We start from the raw sequence: 18,587 nt of genomic DNA on the forward strand, positions 1-18,587 counted from the left end.
GAGCAAAATAGCATTCGCACCGAGGCTTACCGCCACACTGAAAGATTGTTTTTGCAACCGCTTTGTCGCAATCGATGTAAATGCGACAGTATTTTTAGAATTCTCTAATGTTATTGTTTGTAGAGTAGGACAGGCGTTAAGACACTTGGGTATAGTGATCCCGTAGTGGTTGAGCCAGACGCTGGCGCAATAGTGGCAAGGTCGATGGCGATAGATATTTCAGAGCGTGCAGGCAGCGAACCTCTCCTTGATTCACGGCAGCTTTTCGACATTTCAGCGGATGGGATGATCGCGCATCCTGTTTCTTTTGAAGGGCTTGCCGGTATTTTTCATCCGGCGCGCAATGATGTGCAACGGGATCATGCGGTTCTTTTCGTCAGCCCGTGGGGCATGGAAGAGCTATGCAGCCGCAAGTTCCAGCGGGTTCTGGCCGAGCGGCTGGCCGCTTCCGGCGTTGCCAGCCTGCGGTTTGATTATCTTGGCGCAGGTGACGCGCTTGAACCGGAAGATGCGGGCCGGGCGGCCGACTGGCTTTCCGACACGCGCGCGGCGTTTGATTATCTGAAGCGTCTTTCCGGCTGCTCCGGGGTTGTCGTTGTCGCTCAGGGTCTCGGTTGCCCGATCGCCGCTCAGGCGCTTGCCGGTGCTCTGGAGGTCGGTTCGATGGCTTTTCTGGCGCCGGTCGTCTCCGGCCGTGCCTATCTGCGCGAACTGGCAATGTGGTCGTCGATGATCGATGATGGTCTTGGTCTTCTTTCCGGGCAACGTCTGGCGCAGCCCGGGGCGATTGCCGGCATGGCCATGCCGGCAGGCGTTGCGGATACGATCAAAAAAATCAATCTTTCCAGTCTTGAAACTGTTCCAGCCCGCCATGTCCTTGTGCTGGCGAGAGCCGGTCGGGTGACGGACAGTGATTTCGCCAGACATCTTGCCACGATAGGCGGCGAGGTGAGGGAGGCGGCGTTTTCGGGTTATGACGATCTCGTTTCCAGCCCGACGCTTTCGAAAATATCCGGCGACGTCGTGAACCTCTTGGTGAATTGGGTCTTGTCACAGACCCATGCCGGGAACCCTGCGGCACTCCCGGAAGATTTCACCATCAACGCGCCACAGCGCGGCCAGGGTTTTTTCGAACAGCCGGTGCAGTTTGGCGAGGGCGGACGGCTTTTCGGCATTTTTTGCGAGCCGGATCATCGGCAACCGGTTTCTTCGGTCCTTCTGCTTGGCGCGGCCTATGACCGGCATGCGGGCTGGGGCAGGCTTTCAGTGCAGACCGCCCGTGCCCTTGCGCGTGCCGGTGTCGCTTCGCTGCGCTTCGATGCGGCCAATATTGCCGACAGCCCGCCGGTCAAAAATGTGCCGGATCAGGTTCTTTATGATGCCTCGCAGAATGACGATGTCGCTGCCGCACTCGATTTTCTTGAGCGGCGCGGCAAAGGTCCCCTCATCGCGGCCGGCCGGTGCAGCGGCGCCTATCTCGCCTTCAACGGCGCGCTTGCGGATAGTCGGATCAGCGCAGTAGCGGCGGTCAACCCGGTCGTCTTCCACTGGCAGAAAGGCCGCTCGGTTGATGAAGCACTGCACAAACGGCCGCGTTCGTTTGGGGAGTATAGCCAGCGGTTTCGCCAGGGGGCGACATTCAAGCGCCTCTTCAGCGGCGATGTCGATGTCGTCAGTGCCGGACTGAACATCGTCAAGGCGACGATGAAGAAGCTCTCGACAAAAACGGCAAGGCTGTTCCGCCGGGGCAGTGAAGAAGGCCGCGCCGTTTACGGTGCATTCGATTCACTCAAGGCAAAGGGCACCGCCGTTAGCCTGCTCTACAGCGACAATGACGACGGGCTTGAGCATTTCCGCTATTATTTCGATGCCGATGGTCGTGGGCTTTCGGCCTATCAGAATGTGTCGCTGACAATTATTGCCGATGCCGATCACAATCTTTCGACTCCGGAAGCGAAAAAAATCTTTATCGATGCGGTGAAGCGGCTGGCTCTAAAAGGCGAAGCGCCGGCCGGACCCCAATGATACCACCTCGCCGGAAGGTGGCGTTTCGACCGTGCCGGTTTCCGGCACGAGATTGATTGTCTTGTTCTCGCCGGGGGCGAGGTGGAACCAATTTTCCGAAGCGAGATAGCCTTCTGCCGACACATGGACGGATTGCGCCAGCCGGTCCGTACCGATTTCGAGCGACCAGTTGCCGTTGGTTTCGCTGATACCCGGAGCCAGACTGGCGGCATGCAGCGCCTTTTTCCGGCCGAGCGGGAAATTGAAGGCGTCGGCGATGACAAGCCCGGTTGCGACATCACGAAGCCGGGCGACCGTGACATCATGGGATGGCGGGCCGAAACGATAGGCATAGGTCGTATCGAAAAAGGCGCCAAACAAATCGGTTGAGGCAATTATCTGGCTCTGCCGCGGTGAAAGCGTCAGCGGGCGTTTGGCGTGCACGACTGGCTGCATGCCGTCGCGCAAGCAGGTCAGTTCCAGCATGGCGTCAAAGCTCTCGCTGGTTTCATTGATGAGATGGATGTCCAGCCCGTTGGTGCCTTCATCGGAAAGGCTGAGCTGAGTGGGGCGGAACGCCCGCTTTAATGCGTGCCAGACGGATTTGGGCCGGCCGGTGGCGTCGATGATACCCCAGCCAGCACCGGGAACGAGATCCTGCAGGGTCCAGACCAGCGCGCCCTGGCAAGAGGAACCGCTGCGCCGCCATTCGGCGAAGGTCGCCTCCATGACCTCGGCCGTTGCTGCGCGGGACATGTCGAGATAATGCCCGCCATCCTCGCGTCGCAGAACGTCCGGCTCAACCTCGTAAAGCAGCTTTAGATAGTGATCGCGAACATCTTCGAAATCCCACGACGCGCCGCGATCGCGCGGCGTGCGGGCTTTCCAGCGTGGATCATGCACGGCCACGCCGGGAAGATATTTGTCCAGCGTTTCCTGTTCGGGAATATTGGAAAAGGCCAGGCACTCGGCGGCAAAGCGCACATCGGCGCGGCGGGCATCTTCCAGCGGACGGCAATAGGCGCCCACCCCATAGTAGTGACCGACCCCGGCATTGGGGAAAAATGGCAACGCGCCACCAGAGGGTGAATTGGCGACGTAGGCCGTATCCGGCCGTTTCTCAGCCATCACGTCCGGAATAATCTCCTCGGTGAGCGTCACCTTCCATATCTGTTCCGGCAGGCCGAGCATGGCGCCCTGCTGGTATATTTCGCTGCCGCCGCAGAAAACGGTGAGCGACGGAGAAAGCGCTGTCGCCTCGAAGAATTGCGAGATTTCCGTAACGATATGCTGGCGCAGGCTCTCATCCTTTGCCGGGTAATCGAAATTGGCAAGCATGGCGTCCTGCCAGACCATGATGCCGAGTTCATCGCAAAGCGCGAAGAATTCCGGTGTCTCATAAGCCATGGTGCCGCCGATGCGGATCATGTTCATGCCGGCTTCGGCTGCTTTTTTGAGCCATGGCTCGTAGTCCGGCCGCGTTCCCGGCAGGCGCACGATGTCGGCCGTCGTCCATACCGCCCCACGGCAGAAAACGGGTTGCCCGTTCACTTTGAGCCCGAAACCGTTGCCGTCCTCGCCGTGATCGATCTCAATCTGGCGAAAGCCGGTGCGCCCGAGCCTGTGTTGCTTGCCGTCCAACTCCAGAACGACATCGTGCAGTGCGGGCCTGCCATGGGTGTGTGGCCACCAGATTTCGACGCCCGGTATGAGCAGTTCGCCTAGGAGCCTGCCGTTTTCGCCCTTTGAAAGATTGATGCTGTAACCAGCGCAAATCACCCGTGCGGAATGAATGTCGCGGTTCGCTTCTAGAACGATGCTGACCTTTCCCGTGCCGGTATCGTCAAGTGAAGATCGCAGGCTGCAAAGCACGCTTTCCTGCTTGATGAGGCTGATGGGTCGCCATGGGCCGGCGGCATGGATTTCCGGGCACCAGCCGGGCATATAGCCGAGCGCCGTGGTGCGGATCAGCCGCAACCCCTGTGTATTCATCATCTGTGGGCGCCAGCGGGCGCGCGGACCGGTTTTTTCGAGCCTCGGGCCGAGTGCCCGAAAGCAGATCGAAAGCTCGTCTGCGCCTGTCATTTGGACCGGTACTTCCAGCCTTTCAAACATGCTTTGGCTGGCGGCGATCAGTTCGCCGTTGAAGAAGATTTCGGCAATGGTGGAGAGGCCATCGAAGCGCAGGGTGGCCCGCTCCCGCGTATCGGAAATCATCGTCAGCCGATACCAGGCATCCTTGTCGTTCAGCGCGACAGGGGCAAACCGATCGAATTTTTCTGCCATTTCCAGTGCCTGCGCCACGGTGCCGGGAACGGAGACGTGCAGGCTTTCAAGCGCTGCCGGGATTTCAGAGGGCGTCTCGTAAGCATCGGCGGGCGTCAGTGTCAGCGTCCAGCCTTCACTCAGCAATTCTTCGCTTTCGCCCGGGAGATAGGTTCTCACGCGGCCTCGCTGGCATCAGATAGTTTCGCCGCAAGGCTTTCCATCAAGCCATCCCATGCGTCTGCTGCCGGATCGAGCACGGAGGCCAGCGCGTCGAATTTACGGCGGGTGACGGCGCGGGCAAGCTGGAACTGCACGGTTTTGGCAACCTCGGAGATGCGCAGCGCGTGGTCTCTTGCTTCAGAAAAACCTTGCTTGTCCAGCCATTCGAGATGGCTTGCCGCCAGTTCGAAATTGGCGCCGAGCTGGCGCAGCGTGTTGAAGGCATATTTGTGGAAGAAGCCGAAAGGCCTGTCGGCAACCTTTTCCACCTGGGCCGGAAATACGGCTGAAAAAGCCCTGACCGGATTGGTGGATGGCCGTCTTGAAAAATGAAACTTCAGCAGCCGTTCGGCCGTCTTGCGAATATGCGCCGGCGAGGCATTGCTGTCTGCGAATTTCGCAAATTCGGTGTAGGGCAGGAAGGGTGGATCAGTTTCGGCGAGATGATGCTGGAACAAGCCGTCGAAATCTTCACCTGACAGATGGAAAAAGCCGGCATTGTGGAAATAGTCGAGTTCCCGGTTCGCCAGGTCGAGCCGGTTGATGGCGACGGTGGTTTTGCCGTGTTCCTTCTGATAGCTCACCCCATGGGTATCGGGCATATAGAAGCTGTCCATCTCGATCAGGCAGATGCGGCCGCGCTCCAGTTGCGCTTCGATGTGGTTTTCCACCCGGTCAAAGATCGCAAGCTCGGTGGCGCGAACGCCATAAAGCGCTTCGAGATCTTCCAGCGGCACCTTGAAGAAGGTGAACTGGTCACCCTCGAAATCCTGTGTGAGGGTGAAACCGAACATGGCTTCCGGCGGCAGGCCCCTGGCCGCCAGCACCTCGATCCACAAATCAATGTAGCAATTGGTTTCCGGCCACATCCTCTCGGAAGAATGGAGCGGATGTTGCACATAGTTTTTGGGATCGAGACCGGGGAAAATCTGCCGCATGGATAATCAGCCCCAGAGGGTTTCCACGACCTTTGCAGGCCATTTCTTCACATCCAGACCATGATGGGCAAACAGCGCCAGCGCGATGCGCTCAAGGCCGAAACCGACGCAGGCGGTATGGGCGACATCGCCGTTGGCGAGGTTGAGGCCCCATTTCTGGCCGAAGGCATCCTGATGATAGTTGAAGCTCATGCAGGCTGTCGGGTTGGTCGTCGATGTGACCGGGATCAGCAGTTCGAATTTCAGGTTCTGATCACGCTGGTTGTTGGCGAGCATTTTGCCGGCACGGCCGAAGAAAGGATCGTTGGCGACATCGATGGTGACGTCGAGCCCGACCGCCTTCATCATCTCCACGCCGCGATCCATCCAGGTCTGGCGGAATTCGGTGACGTCGGACTCGGTGCCCATGCAAACATATTCACGCATGCGGAAAAGCTGCTGGCGCGCCGGATCCTTGGAGGGCTCATGGCGGAAACAATAGGACTGGATGTCATAGAGACCGCCGCCGGCAGGTAGCGCGCCGCGCTTGGCGATCGTCGGATAAAGCGGATAGCAGGCCGCCGGCGTCAGGACGATGTCGGTGGCTTTCTGGTCCTTGGTCCAGTCTTCGCCCTCATCCATGGATTTCAGAAGGCTGACATGGTCAAGCTCGCAGCCGCAGAAGGAATGGACTGTGCCGGCCAACTGCGGAAAGCTCTTCATGTAGCCGCTTTTTTCAAAATAGGCGCGGTTGATGCCGGGCGGAAAACGGATCGCTTCGGCGCCATCGGCGGCGCCCGTGCGGTCGATCAGCCGCTCGAATGCGGCAATCACGTCCTCGAACTGGCCACTGCGGCCATAAAGACCGTCCACACCGGTTTCAATCAGCAGGCCTTCTTCGAACAGTCGATCGAGGAACGATGTTTGCATGTCCATGGTCTTATCCCAAGAGGCTGGTGTCCTGCCTGTGAACCAGCAGGAGGTTGGCGGAATTGCCGAGAATACGGTCGTTGGAAATCATCAAACGGGCGGAATGCGCGTCGCGCAGATGCCGGCCGAGGCTGTAGGGCGTGCCGTTCTTGTAACCCATGATGCCGCAGACCAGCATGGCGTGGTCGATGATCTCGAGAATGGTTTCCGAAGAGCAGATCTTCACATTGTTCATGGCGACAGCAAAAGCCATCGACATCAGCTTTTCGGCATCGCTCTTGGTGTCCTCGTAAGCCTTGATGCCGGCAATGATGTTGGATTTCACCACCTGCAGCTTGGTGGAAACCTCGGCAAGCCGGATCGCGCCGGGAGGAGCGGTGCCGGGCGACTTGCGTGCCGCGGCCCTGACAAAGGATTGCGCGCGCAGCACCGCATCCGACGCGATGCCGTACCAGACGGCGCTCCACAGAAGATGGGAGCTTGCGAGCATGGATTGCGCGGCGATTTCCGCAAAAGGTTTCGGGAAAATCTGCGCTGCGGGAGCCTCGCCACGAAACAGGAAACCGTCCGAACAGGTGCCGCGCATGCCGAGCGTATCCCAGATATGGGTCTTTTCGAGCGTATACTGGCTTTTCAGGAAAACGGTCATCACCTGATCGGCCGGCGCGGCATCCTTGTGGGCGCGCGAGGTGATGAGGATCGCATCGGCATTGCTGCCATAGGAAATGACGGTGGCGTCCTTTTCCAGCCGGCAAAATTCGCCCTCGACCTCGATCGCACAGATGGAATTGCGCAGATTGCCGCCAATGCCGCCCTCGGTGGTTGCGGAGCCGAGCAGAAGCTGTTCACCGGCGATGCGGCTCATGAAGCCCGCATGCCATGCGCTTGTCTCGCCATGTTCCACCAGGCTGGACAGCTTGATGTGGTGCATGGCGAAAATCATCGCCGTTGCCGAACAGGCCTGGCCAAGCCGGGCGCAGATATCGGCGATTTGCTGCAGGGATGCGCCTTCGCCGCCCAGCGAGGAGGGGACCTGGATGCCCAGCAGGCGTTCCTGCCGCAGTGCATCGACGGCTTCCTGCGGGAAGCTGCCGGTGACATCCACCTCGTCTGCATGTTTGGCGGCAATGGTCGCGACACGGCCCGCGCGCGCGGACAGCGTTTCATCCTGCGGCGCTACGGTCACGTTCATCAGGCAGCCTCTTTACCATCCAGAATGAGCTTAACGGTGTCTTCAATGGCCTTGATGCTGGCGAAGGACTTGCGGTTCAGCAGATTGTCGGGAAACTCGATATCGAATGCTTCTTCGATGCCCAGCATCAATTGCACCGATGCAAAGGAAGAGAGGCCTGCCGCATAAAGATCTGCTTCATCTGCAATCGTATCGACGGGGGTGGGAAGCTGGCCGAATTTTGCCAGTATTTCACGAATAGTCGCATTCATTCCGACGGATCTCCAATGAAATTAACATTAGGAAGGTTTGTGCTTATCGTTATGTCGCAAACGATAATATTCACCTAAACCGTTAGGTTAATTACAACTAACGGCAGCATGCGCCATTCCCGCACCTTTGCCAAGCGTTGATCGGCGGCCTTGACAAAAGGCGGCCGGTGTTTTTTGCTGTGAGCCATTCACCAGGGGTGTCCCGTCAAGGGGCTGAGATTCTGCTTTCATGCGCAGTGACCCGTTGAACCTGATCCAGTTCATACTGGCGTAGGGACGGTGCAAAGACCTGATGTCGGCTGGCGTGTGCAATGCGCTGTCGGCGCTGCGGTATTTTCCATCATTCCGGCTCGAACTGGGTCTCCACTGTCAAACTTTGGAGCCTCATGATGAATATCGTTGCCAAGACTACCCCGCTGTCGGTTACCACCGGACCGCATGCCGCCTCCACGAAAATCCATAAACCGGGAATCCTGCATCCGCATATTCGCGTGCCGATGCGCGAGATCGCGGTGCACCCGACGGCGGGCGAACCGCCGGTAACAGTCTATGATTCCTCCGGTCCCTACACCGATCCCACACATCCCGTTCTGATTGAAAAGGGTCTGCCGCGACTGCGTCACGACTGGGTCGTGGCACGCGGTGATGTTGAGGCTTACGAGGGCCGGCATGTTAAGCCGGAAGATAACGGCTTTGCCACCGGCGAGCGCCTGACCCCGGAATTTTCCGTGCGCCACCAGCCACTCAGGGCGACTGCCGGCAAAGCGGTGACACAGCTTGCCTATGCGCGGGCCGGCATCATCACCCCGGAAATGGAATTCATCGCCATCCGCGAAAATCTCGGGCGCGAGGCGGCCAAGGAGAAGCTGGTGCGCGACGGCGAGAGTTTCGGCGCGCATATCCCTGATTACGTGACGGCGGAATTCGTTCGGCAGGAAGTGGCGTCGGGCCGGGCCATCATTCCCGCCAATATCAATCATTCGGAACTTGAGCCGATGATCATCGGCCGTAATTTTCTGGTGAAGATCAACGCCAATATAGGCAATTCCGCCGTTACGTCCTCCATGGCGGAAGAGGTGGAGAAGATGGTCTGGGCGATCCGCTGGGGTGCGGATACCGTCATGGACCTCTCGACCGGGCGCAACATTCACAATATCCGCGAATGGATCATCCGCAATTCACCGGTGCCGATCGGCACGGTGCCGCTTTATCAGGCGCTGGAGAAGGTCAATGGCATTGCCGAAGACCTCAACTGGGAGGTGTTTCGCGATACGCTGATCGAACAGGCGGAGCAGGGTGTGGATTATTTCACCATCCATGCCGGCGTGCGGCTGCATTACATTCCGCTCACCGTCAACCGCGTTACCGGCATCGTCTCCCGCGGTGGGTCGATCATGGCCAAGTGGTGTCTGCATCATCATCGCGAAAGCTTCCTTTATGAGCATTTCGACGAGATTTGCGATATCTGCCGCGCCTATGACGTCTCCTTCTCGCTGGGCGATGGCTTGCGTCCCGGCTCGATTGCCGATGCCAACGACGCGGCGCAGTTTGCCGAGCTGGAAACGCTGGGGGAGCTGACGCAGATCGCCTGGGCCAAGGATTGCCAGGTGATGATCGAAGGCCCCGGCCATGTGCCGATGCACAAGATCAAGGAGAATATGGACAAGCAGCTGAAGACCTGCGGCGAGGCGCCCTTCTATACGCTTGGGCCGCTGACCACCGATATCGCGCCCGGTTACGACCATATCACGTCAGGTATCGGGGCGGCGATGATCGGCTGGTTTGGCACGGCGATGCTTTGCTACGTCACGCCCAAGGAACACCTCGGCCTGCCTGATCGCAACGACGTGAAGGTTGGCGTCATTACCTACAAGATCGCCGCCCATGCTGCCGATCTTGCCAAGGGTCATCCGGCGGCGCAGGTGCGGGATGATGCGCTGTCGCGCGCAAGGTTTGAGTTCCGCTGGGAAGACCAGTTCAACCTGTCGCTCGACCCGGATACTGCGCGGTCCTTCCATGATGAGACCCTGCCGAAGGAGGCGCACAAGGTTGCGCATTTCTGCTCCATGTGCGGGCCGAAATTCTGCTCGATGCGGATTTCCCACGATATCCGCGCCGAGGCGCAGAAGGAGGGGCTGGAGGCGATGGCCGCCCGCTTCAAGGAAGGCGGCGAGCTTTATATGCCGCTTCCGACGCCTGCGAACGCCGAATAGAATGCGCGTCCTTGTCAAGGGAACGGGGGTCGCCGGATTGACGGCGGCCTTCGAGCTGGCGCGGAGCAGCGTTGCTGTCGAGGTCTCGGAGCGCAATGCCGAGCCTTCTCGCGGGGCGTCGTTCTATGCGGGCGGTATGTTGGCGCCCTGGTGCGAGCGTGAAAGCGCGGAAGAGGCGGTTCTGACGCTCGGCAAGGCGGCGCTTAACTGGTGGGACGAGGCGACCCCCGGTTTGGTCGTCCGAAACGGCACGCTGGTCGTTGCACCTGCGCGCGACCGGACGGAGCTTTCGCGTTTCGCATCGAGGACCGGCGGCTATCGCTGGGTGGATGAGGGCGAGATCGCCGCTCTGGAGCCCGATCTTGCCGGGCGGTTCCGGTCCGGGCTTTATTTTCCGGACGAGGGGCATCTCGATCCGCGCTTTGCGCTGAAGTCACTCTATGAGCGGCTTTGCGGTATGGGCGTGCGGTTTCATATGGGCGTTTCGGTGGATGAACAGCGGTTCGACCGGGTGGTGGATTGCATCGGGTCTGCGGCGGTAGGAGAAATTTCCGGCCTTCGCGGCGTTCGGGGAGAGATGCTTTATCTCGCCACGTCGGAGATTTCCCTGTCCCGTCCCGTCCGGCTGCTGCATCCGCGCATTCCGCTTTACATCGTGCCACGCGAGCCCGGCCGCTTCATGGTGGGCGCGACGATGATCGAGACGGAGGATGCCGGGGCGATTTCCGCTCGCTCGATGATGGAATTCCTGAACGCCGCCTATGCCGTGCATCCGGCCTTTGCGGAAGCGGAAATCATCGAGACCGGCACGGGCGTGCGTCCGGCCTATCCCGACAATCTGCCTAAAGTCATCGAGGACGGGCGGACGATCTTCATCAATGGTGCGCACCGGCACGGCTTTCTGCTTTCGCCGGCAATGGCGCGGCAGGCAGCAGGCATCATCTGCCAAACTCTCCCGAAAGGAACAGGATCATGAAACTTCTTGTCAATGGCGACGAGCTTGATCTCGCCACTGAAACGCTGGCCGGCTTGCTCGCTAGCCTCGATTACGACGGTGAGTGGCTGGCAACGGCGGTCAATGGCGATCTGGTGCATTCGGAAGAACGTGCCGATTACCTGCTGAAGGCCTTCGACCGGGTCGAAATCCTTTCGCCGATGCAGGGAGGTTGAGGTCATGCTGACGCTTTATGGCCGTGAGGTCTCGTCCCGCCTTCTTCTCGGTACGGCGCGTTATCCTTCCCCCGCCGTGCTTGACGGTGCGGTGCGGGCCAGCAATACGGATATTCTGACGATTTCGTTGCGCCGGGAGACGGCGGGCGGCAAGAAGGGTGGGCAGTTTTTCGAGCTGATCCGCGAACTGGATCGCTATATCCTCCCCAATACTGCCGGTTGCCATACCGTGAAGGAAGCCGTGCTGACGGCGAAGATGGCCCGCGATGTGTTTTGCACCAACTGGATCAAGCTGGAGATCATCGGCCATCACGACACGTTGCAGCCTGATGTCTTTGCATTGGTCGAAGCGGCGAAAATCCTTTGCGACGATGGGTTCGAGGTCTTTCCCTATACGACGGACGATCTCGTCGTGGCTGAAAAACTGCTGGATGCCGGCTGCAGGGTGCTGATGCCCTGGTGCGCGCCGATTGGCAGCGCCATGGGACCGCTCAATCTGACGGCGCTGAAATCGATGCGGGCGCGGTTTCCCGATGTGCCGCTGATTGTCGATGCCGGCATCGGCCGACCGTCGCATGCGGTGACGGTGATGGAACTTGGCTATGATGCCGTTCTACTTAATACCGCGGTTGCCGGGGCGGGTGATCCGGTCGGCATGGCGGAGGCTTTCGCTCGTGCAATCGAGGCTGGCCATCAAGCCTTTCTGTCTGGGCCGCTGGAGCCGAGGGACATGGCCATTCCATCGACACCTGTTATCGGGACGGCGGTATTCTCCTGATCGCGGTTTTCCGCCAAGGTCGGGCACGTCACCTTTTGCGTTGACAGTGCCCTGCGGCGGCGGGATACCGGGAGGAAAGGGGAACGGCATGGCGGCACGCAACAATCTTCTCACGGATATCGACGGCGTTTCGGTCGGCAATGTCACCGATCTCTCCCTCGGCTCCGGCGTCACGGCGATTGTTTTCGAAAAGCCCGTCATCGCCTCCGGTTCGGTTCTCGGCGGTGCGCCGGGCGGGCGTGACACCGGCCTGCTCGACCCCGCGATGACGGTTGAAACGGTGGATGCCCTGGTTTTATCAGGCGGTTCAGCCTTCGGACTGGATGCGGCGGGCGGCGTTCAGGCCGGATTGCGCGAAATTGGTCGTGGGTTGCAGGTTGGCTCCGCCCGCGTTCCCATCGTACCGCAGGCAATCCTCATGGATTTGCTGAATGGTGGTGACAAGGACTGGGGGCTGCATTCGCCCTATCGCGAGATGGGGTATGCGGCTTTCAAGGCGGCAGGCCGCGAGGCTTTCGAACTCGGAACGGTGGGTGCAGGAACGGGTGCGACGACCGCCACCTTCAAGGGTGGTCTGGGTTCAGCCAGTGCCATCAGTTCCGGCGGTTACAAAGTGGCTGCCATCGTTGCCGTCAATGCGCTTGGCTCGGCAACTGTCGGCACCAGCCGCCATTTCTGGTCCGCGCCTTTCGAAGTGCAGGGTGAATTCGGCGATTGTGGTTTTCCCGGACGCTTCACGGCGGATGATACCGCGCTTCGGCTGAAGGGCGTCAATCTTACCGCTACGACCATCGGCGCTGTCGTGACCGATGCCGTCCTAACAAAAGCGCAGGCGCATCGCCTTTCCATCATGGCGCATGATGGGCTGGCCCGCGCCGTACTGCCCGCTCATCTGCCGAGCGACGGCGACACCGTGTTTGCGGCCGCGACCGGGGAGAAGCCGCTGGAGGGCGGAGTTCATTTCGCCGAACTTTGTCATTTGGCCACCATCGTGATGGCGCGAGCGGTGGCGCGCGGCGTCTACGAGGCGACGGCCCTGCCGCAGCAGGGTGCGCAGAAAGCCTATTGCGATCTTCATGCCGGGGTCTTTGAACGATGAGCGAGACACGTCCGCCGCTGAAACCCGTTCTCCGCATCGATTTTCCGCCAGGAGAACGTCTGGGCCATGGCAAGATAGAGTTGATGGAGCTGATTGTGGAGACCGGCTCGATCTCTGCCGCCGGCCGGGCAATGGACATGTCCTATCGCCGAGCATGGCTGCTGGTCGATGCGCTGAACCATATGTTCAGGCAACCGGTGATCGAATCCCAGCGCGGCGGCAAGCAGGGAGGCGGGGCGGCGCTGACCGCCTTCGGTGCTGAATTGCTGGAACGTTATCGCGGCATGCAAAAGCAGATGAACGAAGTCTTGCGTCAGGATATCGACTGGCTGGAGGCCAATCGTAATCCGCAGGCCGCCGTCAATACGGATCGAGAGCCGCCGATTTTATGATCGCATGCACCGCTTTGCCGGGCTCCAGTTGCAGGCGTTCGCGCGAGAGGTCGGTGATGCGTGACTGGATGATATCGCCACCGCAATCCACCTGAACTGTCACCATGCCGCCCTCGCTGACCGAGATATCTGCAATATGGCCTTCGAGAATGTTGAGTGCGCTAAGGCCTTCGGGTTTCACCAAAGCCAGCATGACATCGCGAGCCGGTATCAGCACCCGTGCAGGGCTGCCGGGTGCTCCCATTTTTGCCGGAACCTGAAGCAGCGCTGTGTTGAGTCTGACGGCGGCAAGCCCGTGCCGCTCATCGAAGCTTTCGATGTGCCCTGACAGGATGCTGCCCGCTTCCCGCCGCTCCAGATGGCTGCTGAAATCGGGTCTCCCCAGAACTTCGGCCGCGGTTCCCTCGGCTTCCACCTTACCGTCTTTCATCACCACAATGCGGTCGGCAAGGCGGGCTACTTCCTGGATGGAATGGCTGACATAAACGATCGGAATTTTCGTCTCGTCGCGCAGCCGCTCGAGATAGGGAATGATCTCGGCTTTGCGCTGCTCGTCCAGCGAGGCGAGCGGTTCGTCCATCAGCAGCAGTCTGGGGCAAGAGAGCAAGGCGCGGCCGATGGCAACGCGCTGTTTTTCGCCGCCCGAGAGTTTGTTCGGACGGCGCTGCAAAAGATGGCCGATGCCCAGCATGTCGACGATATGGTCTTCTTGTACGACCTTCGTTTTGTCTGAGGTGAACCATCTGCCATAATTTAGATTCTGCGCCACGCTGAGATGCGGAAACAGCCGCGCCTCCTGAAAGACATAACCGAAACGGCGTTTATGCGCCGGCAGGAACAGCCGCTTTCCGCTATCGGCCAGTACTTCGCCATCGAGCGAGACCTTTCCTTCATCCGGCCGCAGCAGGCCGGCAATGATGCGGATCATCGAGGTCTTGCCGGAGCCGGAGCGCCCGAACAGTGCGGTCACGCCGCCTTCGGAGGTGAATGACGCGTCGAGTTCGAAGGAGCCGAGGCGATGGCGAGTGGAGACCGAGAGCGTCATTCCATGCTCACCCGTTTGCCGATGATGCGGGCCAGAAACTCCGAGACGAGCAAGGCGAGCATGGAGATCACGACGGAAACGATGGTCAGCCGCAATGCGCCGGCGTCGCCGCCGGGCACCTGCGTAAAGGTATAGATGGCGGCGGAAAGCGTCTGGGTTTCGCCCGGAATATTGGACACGAAGGTGATGGTTGCGCCGAATTCGCCCATCGCCTTGGCGAAAGCGAGGATCATGCCGGCGATGATGCCGGGCAGGATCAAAGGCAGGGTAACGGTGAGGAATACCCAGAACGGGCTTGCCCCCAATGTTCCCGCTGCCTCTTCCAGCTTGCGGTCCACCGCTTCGATGGAGAGGCGGATGGAGCGCACCATCAGCGGGAAGGCCATGACGGCGCAGGCGAGCGCCGCCCCGGTCCAGCGGAAAGAAAAGACGATGCCGAACCAGCTATCGAGAAATTGCCCGATGGCGCCCCTGCGGCCGAAGAGAACGAGCAGCAGGAAGCCGGTAACGACGGGCGGCAGAATGAGCGGCAGATGGACAATGCCGTTCAGCAGCGACTTGCCCCAGAAGCGGCCGCGGGCAAGCGCCACGGCTACTGCAATGCCGAAGGGCAGGCTGGCGAACATGGCGATGGAGGACACCCACAGGCTGAGCCTGATTGCCGTCCATTCTTCGGGGCTGAGTGTCCACCAATGCAATGCCATATCCTGCAATCGTCAAGTTTCATGGCCCACCGGGAGGTGGGCCTGAGGCAAGCTTATTTCAAAACGGTAAAGCCTTGCTTTTCGAAGAAGGGCGTTGCCTTGGCCGACTTCAGGAAATCCAGATAGGCCTTTGCTGCCGGGGACTTTGCTTCCGAAAGAACGGCGACCGGGTAGATGATCGGCGGGTGACTGTCTTCCGGGAAGGTGCCGACAATCTTCACGCCCGGATCAGCGGCGGCGTCGGTCTGGTAAACGATGCCATAGGGTGCTTCGCCGCGCGAGACGAGCAGCAGCGCGGCACGCACGCTTTCCGCGCCGGCGACTTTCTTTTCAACCGAAGACCAGGCGCCGAGCTTTTCCAGCGCAGCCTTGCCGTATTTACCAGCCGGAACGGAATCGACCGCACCCATGGCCAGACGGCCATCGCCCACCAGAGCAGCAAGATCGAAGCCCTGCTTGATATCGACGGGCTTTGCCTTGTCTGCGGGAGCGACGAGAACGATGCGGTTACCGAGAAGATTGGAGCGGCTGTCAGCGTTGATCAGCTTCTTTTCGGCGACATAGTCCATCCATGCAAGGTCAGCGGAAATGAAGATATCTGCCGGCGCGCCCTGTTCGATCTGTTTGGCGAGCGCGGAGCTTGCGGCATAAGAAACGGTCGCTTCGTTGCCGCTGTCCTTCGCCCATTCGGCATTGATGGCGTCGAGCGCGTTTTTCATGCTCGCGGCAGCAAAGACCGTAACTTTTTCGGCGGCATGGGCCGGAACCGCCGCAAAGGACGCTGCCGCCCAGAAGGATGTGGCTGCAACAATGGTTTTGAAGAAGCTACGACGTCTCATGGTCTGTTACCCCCGTTTCGAGATATTTTGATGAATATATCGATAGGCCTATAGGGCAATCATTATATTTTCAAGAATATATCGATGGGTCGGGGAAAAGGTCGCAGCTTTGGCTGGTGCGGTCAGTGAAAAAAGTTCGAAAACCTCTCATTCGTCATGTTCGGCCTGTGCCTAACATTGCAGGCATAGCTGATCAGAAACGCTCGCCGGCGAAATGGGCGATCTGCGCGCCAGCTTCGTAGTAAGCTTCCTTCACCGCACGGAAAGCCTGTGCCTTGGGTTCCGTGATCGGCAGGGGCAGGTTGCTTTCGGCTATGTCACCCAGAATATGCTGTGCAATCACCTTGCCGAAAGCGGTGCCGGGTGCGATTCCCCGGCCGTTATAGCCTGAAAAGCCGACGACATTGTCCGCGAATTTGTGAAAGCGCGGCACGGCATTGTCGGTCATGCCTATCTGGCCATACCATTCACATTCGAATTCCGTATCCCCGAGTTGCGGGAAAAGACGCTTCAGCGAGCGCTTCGCCCAGGCCCGGTGAATGGCGGCGCCGGTGCCGCGCAGGGCGCCGACACTGCCGAAGACCAGTCGGCCAGCCTTGTCCATGCGGAAGGATGAGAGGATTTCCTTCGTATCCCAGCAGCCCTCACGGCCCGGCAAAATGCTCTTTTGCAGATTGTCGCCGAGTGGCTTTGTGGCGAAGTTGAAATAGGGCAGGTAGGTCTGTTCATCGCGGACAATCTGCCAGGGGCCTGTGCTATAGGCTTCGGTGGCGACGACGATCCAGTTGGCGGTTACCGATCCCTGCGGCGTCTTCACCACCCATTGTCCACCGCTGCGTTCGGTTGCCACCACGGGGCTTGCGGTGTGCAGCCGCGCCCCTGCCTTTTGCGCGGCGGCCGCTAGACCACGAACATAGGCAAGCGGCTGAATCGTGCCGGCGCGGGTGTCCAGAAGAGAGCCGGAATAGCCAGTGCTGCCGGTGCGCCTTGCAGTTTCATCGGCATCGAGAACACGGACAGGCGCGCCTCTCGCCGCCCATTGTTCGCAGCGCTCGCGAATTTCCGCGAGGCCTTTCTCGCCGACGGCACAATGCAGGGTGCCGTTTTTTTCGATCTCGCAGGAAATCTCGTGTTTTTCCACCAGTGCGCGGACGAGCAATGGTGCATCGCCCAGAAGGCCGAGAAGGCGTTCGCCGTAAACCTCGCCCAATACACCCGGCAATTCCCTGGGCATGACCCACATGCCGCCATTGATGAGGCCGACATTACGGCCTGCGCCGCCAAAGCCGATTTCCTTAGCCTCGAGAAGGACGACGTCTACGCCTCTTTCAGCAAGATGCAGGGCGGCGGATTGCCCGGTGAAGCCGCCACCGACGATCACGACATCGGCAACCGCCGAGCCCTGCAAGGCGGGTGTTACGGGCGGCTGCGGTGCGGTCTTTTCCCAGAGGCCGTGCGAGCGGGGGTCGTTATACATCGTTCCACCATATTCCGGGCCAGTTCATTTGTTTTTCGTATGAGTGACAAGCCCTTGTTTATGAGACTTTACAAGTGACCATACCTGTTGAATATCGACATATCGTCAAGAGTTCATTCCGTGAGGGAATATGGTTCTGCCGCCGCGCCGTTTTCTGCCGTCGCTTTCGCTGCTGGCGGCCTTCGAAGCCGCTTCGCGGGCGGGCAGCGTCACCGCTGCGGCGAGGGAACTCGGTCTGACGCAGGGCGCTGTCAGCCGGCAAATCCTGGCGCTGGAAGAACAGCTTGGTGTGGCGCTGTTTCTCCGCGAGCGGCAGACGATCCGGCTGACGCGGGCGGGGGAAGGGTATGCGCGGGAAATTCGCGAAGCCCTGCGGCGCATATCGACCGCTTCGCTTAATCTGCGCGCCAATCCGGATGGGGGCACGCTCAATCTCGGTGTTCTGCCCAGCTTCGGCACGCGCTGGCTCGTGCCGCGCCTTCCCGATTTCATCGCCCGGCATCCGGGTGTTTCGGTCAATCTTCTGACGCGGTCGTCACTGTTCGATTTTCGGACCGATACCGTCGATGCGGCGATCCATTTCGGTCTGCCGCACTGGCCGGGCACCGAGCTGGTTTTCCTGATGCATGAAAAGGTCATTCCGGTATGCTGCCCCGCCTTCAGGGAGCGCCATGGACTTTCAAGGCCGGGCGATCTGTTGCAGGTGCCGCTGCTGCATATGACGACCCGGCCGGATGCCTGGGAACAATGGTTTCGCAGCCATGATGTGCGTTTCGACAATGTGCACGGCATGCTTTTCGATCAGTTCACCACCATCGCCGAGGCTGCAGGTGCGGGGCTCGGCGTATCGCTCATTCCGTCCTTCATGATCGAGGAGGAGTTGCGAAGCGGGCGTCTGGTTGCGGCTGTTGCGGGGGAAGTGGAAAGCGAAGAGGCCTATTATCTTGCCTGTATGCCTGATCGCGCCGGTTATGCGCCGCTTGAGAGCTTCCGGCACTGGATCGTTGCCGAGGCGGCGCGTGGGGCAGGGGCGTTTTCGGCGTAAACCGGCGGGCGGTCTTGCAAGTCTGGTGCGGCTCAGCCAATAGT

Annotated in this window: 16 protein-coding genes, 1 pseudogene and 1 riboswitch; of the genes and pseudogenes, 8 read left to right on the forward strand and 9 right to left on the reverse strand. The window is 59.8% G+C overall.

Going from position 1 to position 18,587, the window contains the following annotated elements; all coding sequences use genetic code 11:
- Positions 1-204 precede the first annotated feature (204 nt).
- Positions 205-2,025, forward strand: a complete 1,821-nt coding sequence (locus DXT96_RS16550) for a hypothetical protein (protein WP_153515569.1) — start codon at positions 205-207, stop codon at positions 2,023-2,025.
- Here DXT96_RS16550 and DXT96_RS16555 read toward each other — a convergent pair.
- From DXT96_RS16555 to DXT96_RS16575, 5 genes are read right to left on the reverse strand one after another with little or no spacing between them, the layout of a single operon-like run.
- Complete coding sequence (locus tag DXT96_RS16555; protein ID WP_371418897.1) at positions 1,993-4,449, reverse strand: glycoside hydrolase family 2 protein; 2,457 nt, start codon at positions 4,447-4,449, stop codon at positions 1,993-1,995. The two genes, DXT96_RS16550 and DXT96_RS16555, sit on opposite strands and share 33 nt — an antisense overlap.
- Positions 4,446-5,429, reverse strand: coding sequence for a DUF1839 family protein (locus DXT96_RS16560; protein ID WP_153515570.1), 984 nt, complete (start codon positions 5,427-5,429; stop codon positions 4,446-4,448). Before DXT96_RS16560 ends, DXT96_RS16555 begins: the two co-directional genes overlap by 4 nt.
- A gap of 6 nt (positions 5,430-5,435) precedes the next feature.
- Entirely contained in the window at positions 5,436-6,344 is a 909-nt protein-coding gene (locus DXT96_RS16565; RefSeq protein ID WP_149900582.1) for an amino acid--[acyl-carrier-protein] ligase, read from the reverse strand.
- Positions 6,345-6,348: 4 nt separating this feature from the next.
- The gene (locus DXT96_RS16570) at positions 6,349-7,530 is read right to left on the reverse strand and encodes an acyl-CoA dehydrogenase family protein (RefSeq protein WP_149900583.1); all 1,182 of its coding nucleotides are present in this window, start codon (positions 7,528-7,530) and stop codon (positions 6,349-6,351) included.
- Positions 7,530-7,781: an acyl carrier protein gene (locus tag DXT96_RS16575; RefSeq protein WP_003504852.1), complete on the reverse strand. Its 252-nt coding sequence runs from the start codon at positions 7,779-7,781 to the stop codon at positions 7,530-7,532. Before DXT96_RS16575 ends, DXT96_RS16570 begins: the two co-directional genes overlap by 1 nt.
- A 183-nt stretch (positions 7,782-7,964) precedes the next feature.
- A riboswitch (TPP riboswitch) is annotated at positions 7,965-8,076 on the forward strand.
- 94 nt (positions 8,077-8,170) lie between these two features.
- Here DXT96_RS16575 and thiC point away from each other — a divergent pair.
- From thiC to DXT96_RS16605, 6 genes and pseudogenes are all read left to right on the forward strand, one after another.
- Entirely contained in the window at positions 8,171-9,994 is a 1,824-nt protein-coding gene (thiC, locus tag DXT96_RS16580) for a phosphomethylpyrimidine synthase ThiC (RefSeq protein ID WP_153515613.1), read from the forward strand.
- 1 nt (position 9,995) lies between these two features.
- A pseudogene (gene thiO / locus DXT96_RS16585) lies at positions 9,996-10,998 on the forward strand (glycine oxidase ThiO).
- Positions 10,967-11,164 (forward strand): sulfur carrier protein ThiS, encoded by a 198-nt coding sequence (gene thiS / locus DXT96_RS16590; protein ID WP_153515572.1) that lies wholly within the window; start codon positions 10,967-10,969, stop codon positions 11,162-11,164. Before thiO ends, thiS begins: the two are co-directional and overlap by 32 nt.
- A gap of 4 nt (positions 11,165-11,168) precedes the next feature.
- Entirely contained in the window at positions 11,169-11,942 is a 774-nt protein-coding gene (locus DXT96_RS16595) for a thiazole synthase (RefSeq protein ID WP_153515573.1), read from the forward strand.
- 88 nt (positions 11,943-12,030) lie between these two features.
- Positions 12,031-13,041: a P1 family peptidase gene (locus tag DXT96_RS16600; RefSeq protein WP_153515574.1), complete on the forward strand. Its 1,011-nt coding sequence runs from the start codon at positions 12,031-12,033 to the stop codon at positions 13,039-13,041.
- Positions 13,038-13,433, forward strand: coding sequence for a winged helix-turn-helix domain-containing protein (locus DXT96_RS16605; protein ID WP_153515575.1), 396 nt, complete (start codon positions 13,038-13,040; stop codon positions 13,431-13,433). Before DXT96_RS16600 ends, DXT96_RS16605 begins: the two co-directional genes overlap by 4 nt.
- On the opposite strand, the gene modC is transcribed toward DXT96_RS16605, so the two are convergent.
- The 4 genes from modC to DXT96_RS16625 form a co-directional block, all read right to left on the reverse strand.
- Complete coding sequence (gene modC, locus DXT96_RS16610; protein ID WP_153515576.1) at positions 13,402-14,478, reverse strand: molybdenum ABC transporter ATP-binding protein; 1,077 nt, start codon at positions 14,476-14,478, stop codon at positions 13,402-13,404. The genes DXT96_RS16605 and modC overlap by 32 nt on opposite strands.
- Positions 14,475-15,182 carry a molybdate ABC transporter permease subunit gene (modB, locus tag DXT96_RS16615; protein WP_153515577.1) on the reverse strand — a complete coding sequence of 236 codons (708 nt, stop codon included), beginning with the start codon at positions 15,180-15,182 and terminating at the stop codon, positions 14,475-14,477. The genes modC and modB overlap by 4 nt, the downstream gene beginning before the upstream one ends.
- 53 nt (positions 15,183-15,235) lie before the next feature.
- Positions 15,236-16,021 (reverse strand): molybdate ABC transporter substrate-binding protein, encoded by a 786-nt coding sequence (gene modA / locus DXT96_RS16620; protein WP_153515578.1) that lies wholly within the window; start codon positions 16,019-16,021, stop codon positions 15,236-15,238.
- 193 nt (positions 16,022-16,214) lie between these two features.
- Positions 16,215-17,498 (reverse strand): FAD-binding oxidoreductase, encoded by a 1,284-nt coding sequence (locus DXT96_RS16625; protein WP_153515579.1) that lies wholly within the window; start codon positions 17,496-17,498, stop codon positions 16,215-16,217.
- 130 nt (positions 17,499-17,628) lie between these two features.
- On the opposite strand from DXT96_RS16625, the gene DXT96_RS16630 reads away from it, so the two are divergent.
- Entirely contained in the window at positions 17,629-18,543 is a 915-nt protein-coding gene (locus DXT96_RS16630) for a LysR family transcriptional regulator (protein ID WP_153515580.1), read from the forward strand.
- Positions 18,544-18,587: the final 44 nt, after the last annotated feature.

This window comes from Agrobacterium sp. ICMP 6402, assembly GCF_009498615.1.
Classification (GTDB): Bacteria; Pseudomonadota; Alphaproteobacteria; order Rhizobiales; family Rhizobiaceae; genus Agrobacterium; species Agrobacterium burrii.

Excerpts from the sequence above, each read along its gene's own strand:
- DXT96_RS16550 (WP_153515569.1), top strand. The coding sequence starts at position 205 with ATGGCGATAGATATTTCAGAGCGTGCAGGCAGCGAACCTCTCCTTGAT.
- DXT96_RS16560 (WP_153515570.1), bottom strand. The coding sequence starts at position 5,429 with ATGCGGCAGATTTTCCCCGGTCTCGATCCCAAAAACTATGTGCAACAT.
- DXT96_RS16565 (WP_149900582.1), bottom strand. The coding sequence starts at position 6,344 with ATGGACATGCAAACATCGTTCCTCGATCGACTGTTCGAAGAAGGCCTG.
- DXT96_RS16570 (WP_149900583.1), bottom strand. The coding sequence starts at position 7,530 with ATGAACGTGACCGTAGCGCCGCAGGATGAAACGCTGTCCGCGCGCGCG.
- DXT96_RS16575 (WP_003504852.1), bottom strand. The coding sequence starts at position 7,781 with ATGAATGCGACTATTCGTGAAATACTGGCAAAATTCGGCCAGCTTCCC.
- thiC (WP_153515613.1), top strand. The coding sequence starts at position 8,171 with ATGAATATCGTTGCCAAGACTACCCCGCTGTCGGTTACCACCGGACCG.
- thiS (WP_153515572.1), top strand. The coding sequence starts at position 10,967 with ATGAAACTTCTTGTCAATGGCGACGAGCTTGATCTCGCCACTGAAACG.
- DXT96_RS16595 (WP_153515573.1), top strand. The coding sequence starts at position 11,169 with ATGCTGACGCTTTATGGCCGTGAGGTCTCGTCCCGCCTTCTTCTCGGT.
- DXT96_RS16600 (WP_153515574.1), top strand. The coding sequence starts at position 12,031 with ATGGCGGCACGCAACAATCTTCTCACGGATATCGACGGCGTTTCGGTC.
- DXT96_RS16605 (WP_153515575.1), top strand. The coding sequence starts at position 13,038 with ATGAGCGAGACACGTCCGCCGCTGAAACCCGTTCTCCGCATCGATTTT.
- modC (WP_153515576.1), bottom strand. The coding sequence starts at position 14,478 with ATGACGCTCTCGGTCTCCACTCGCCATCGCCTCGGCTCCTTCGAACTC.
- modB (WP_153515577.1), bottom strand. The coding sequence starts at position 15,182 with ATGGCATTGCATTGGTGGACACTCAGCCCCGAAGAATGGACGGCAATC.
- modA (WP_153515578.1), bottom strand. The coding sequence starts at position 16,021 with ATGAGACGTCGTAGCTTCTTCAAAACCATTGTTGCAGCCACATCCTTC.
- DXT96_RS16625 (WP_153515579.1), bottom strand. The coding sequence starts at position 17,498 with ATGTATAACGACCCCCGCTCGCACGGCCTCTGGGAAAAGACCGCACCG.
- DXT96_RS16630 (WP_153515580.1), top strand. The coding sequence starts at position 17,629 with ATGGTTCTGCCGCCGCGCCGTTTTCTGCCGTCGCTTTCGCTGCTGGCG.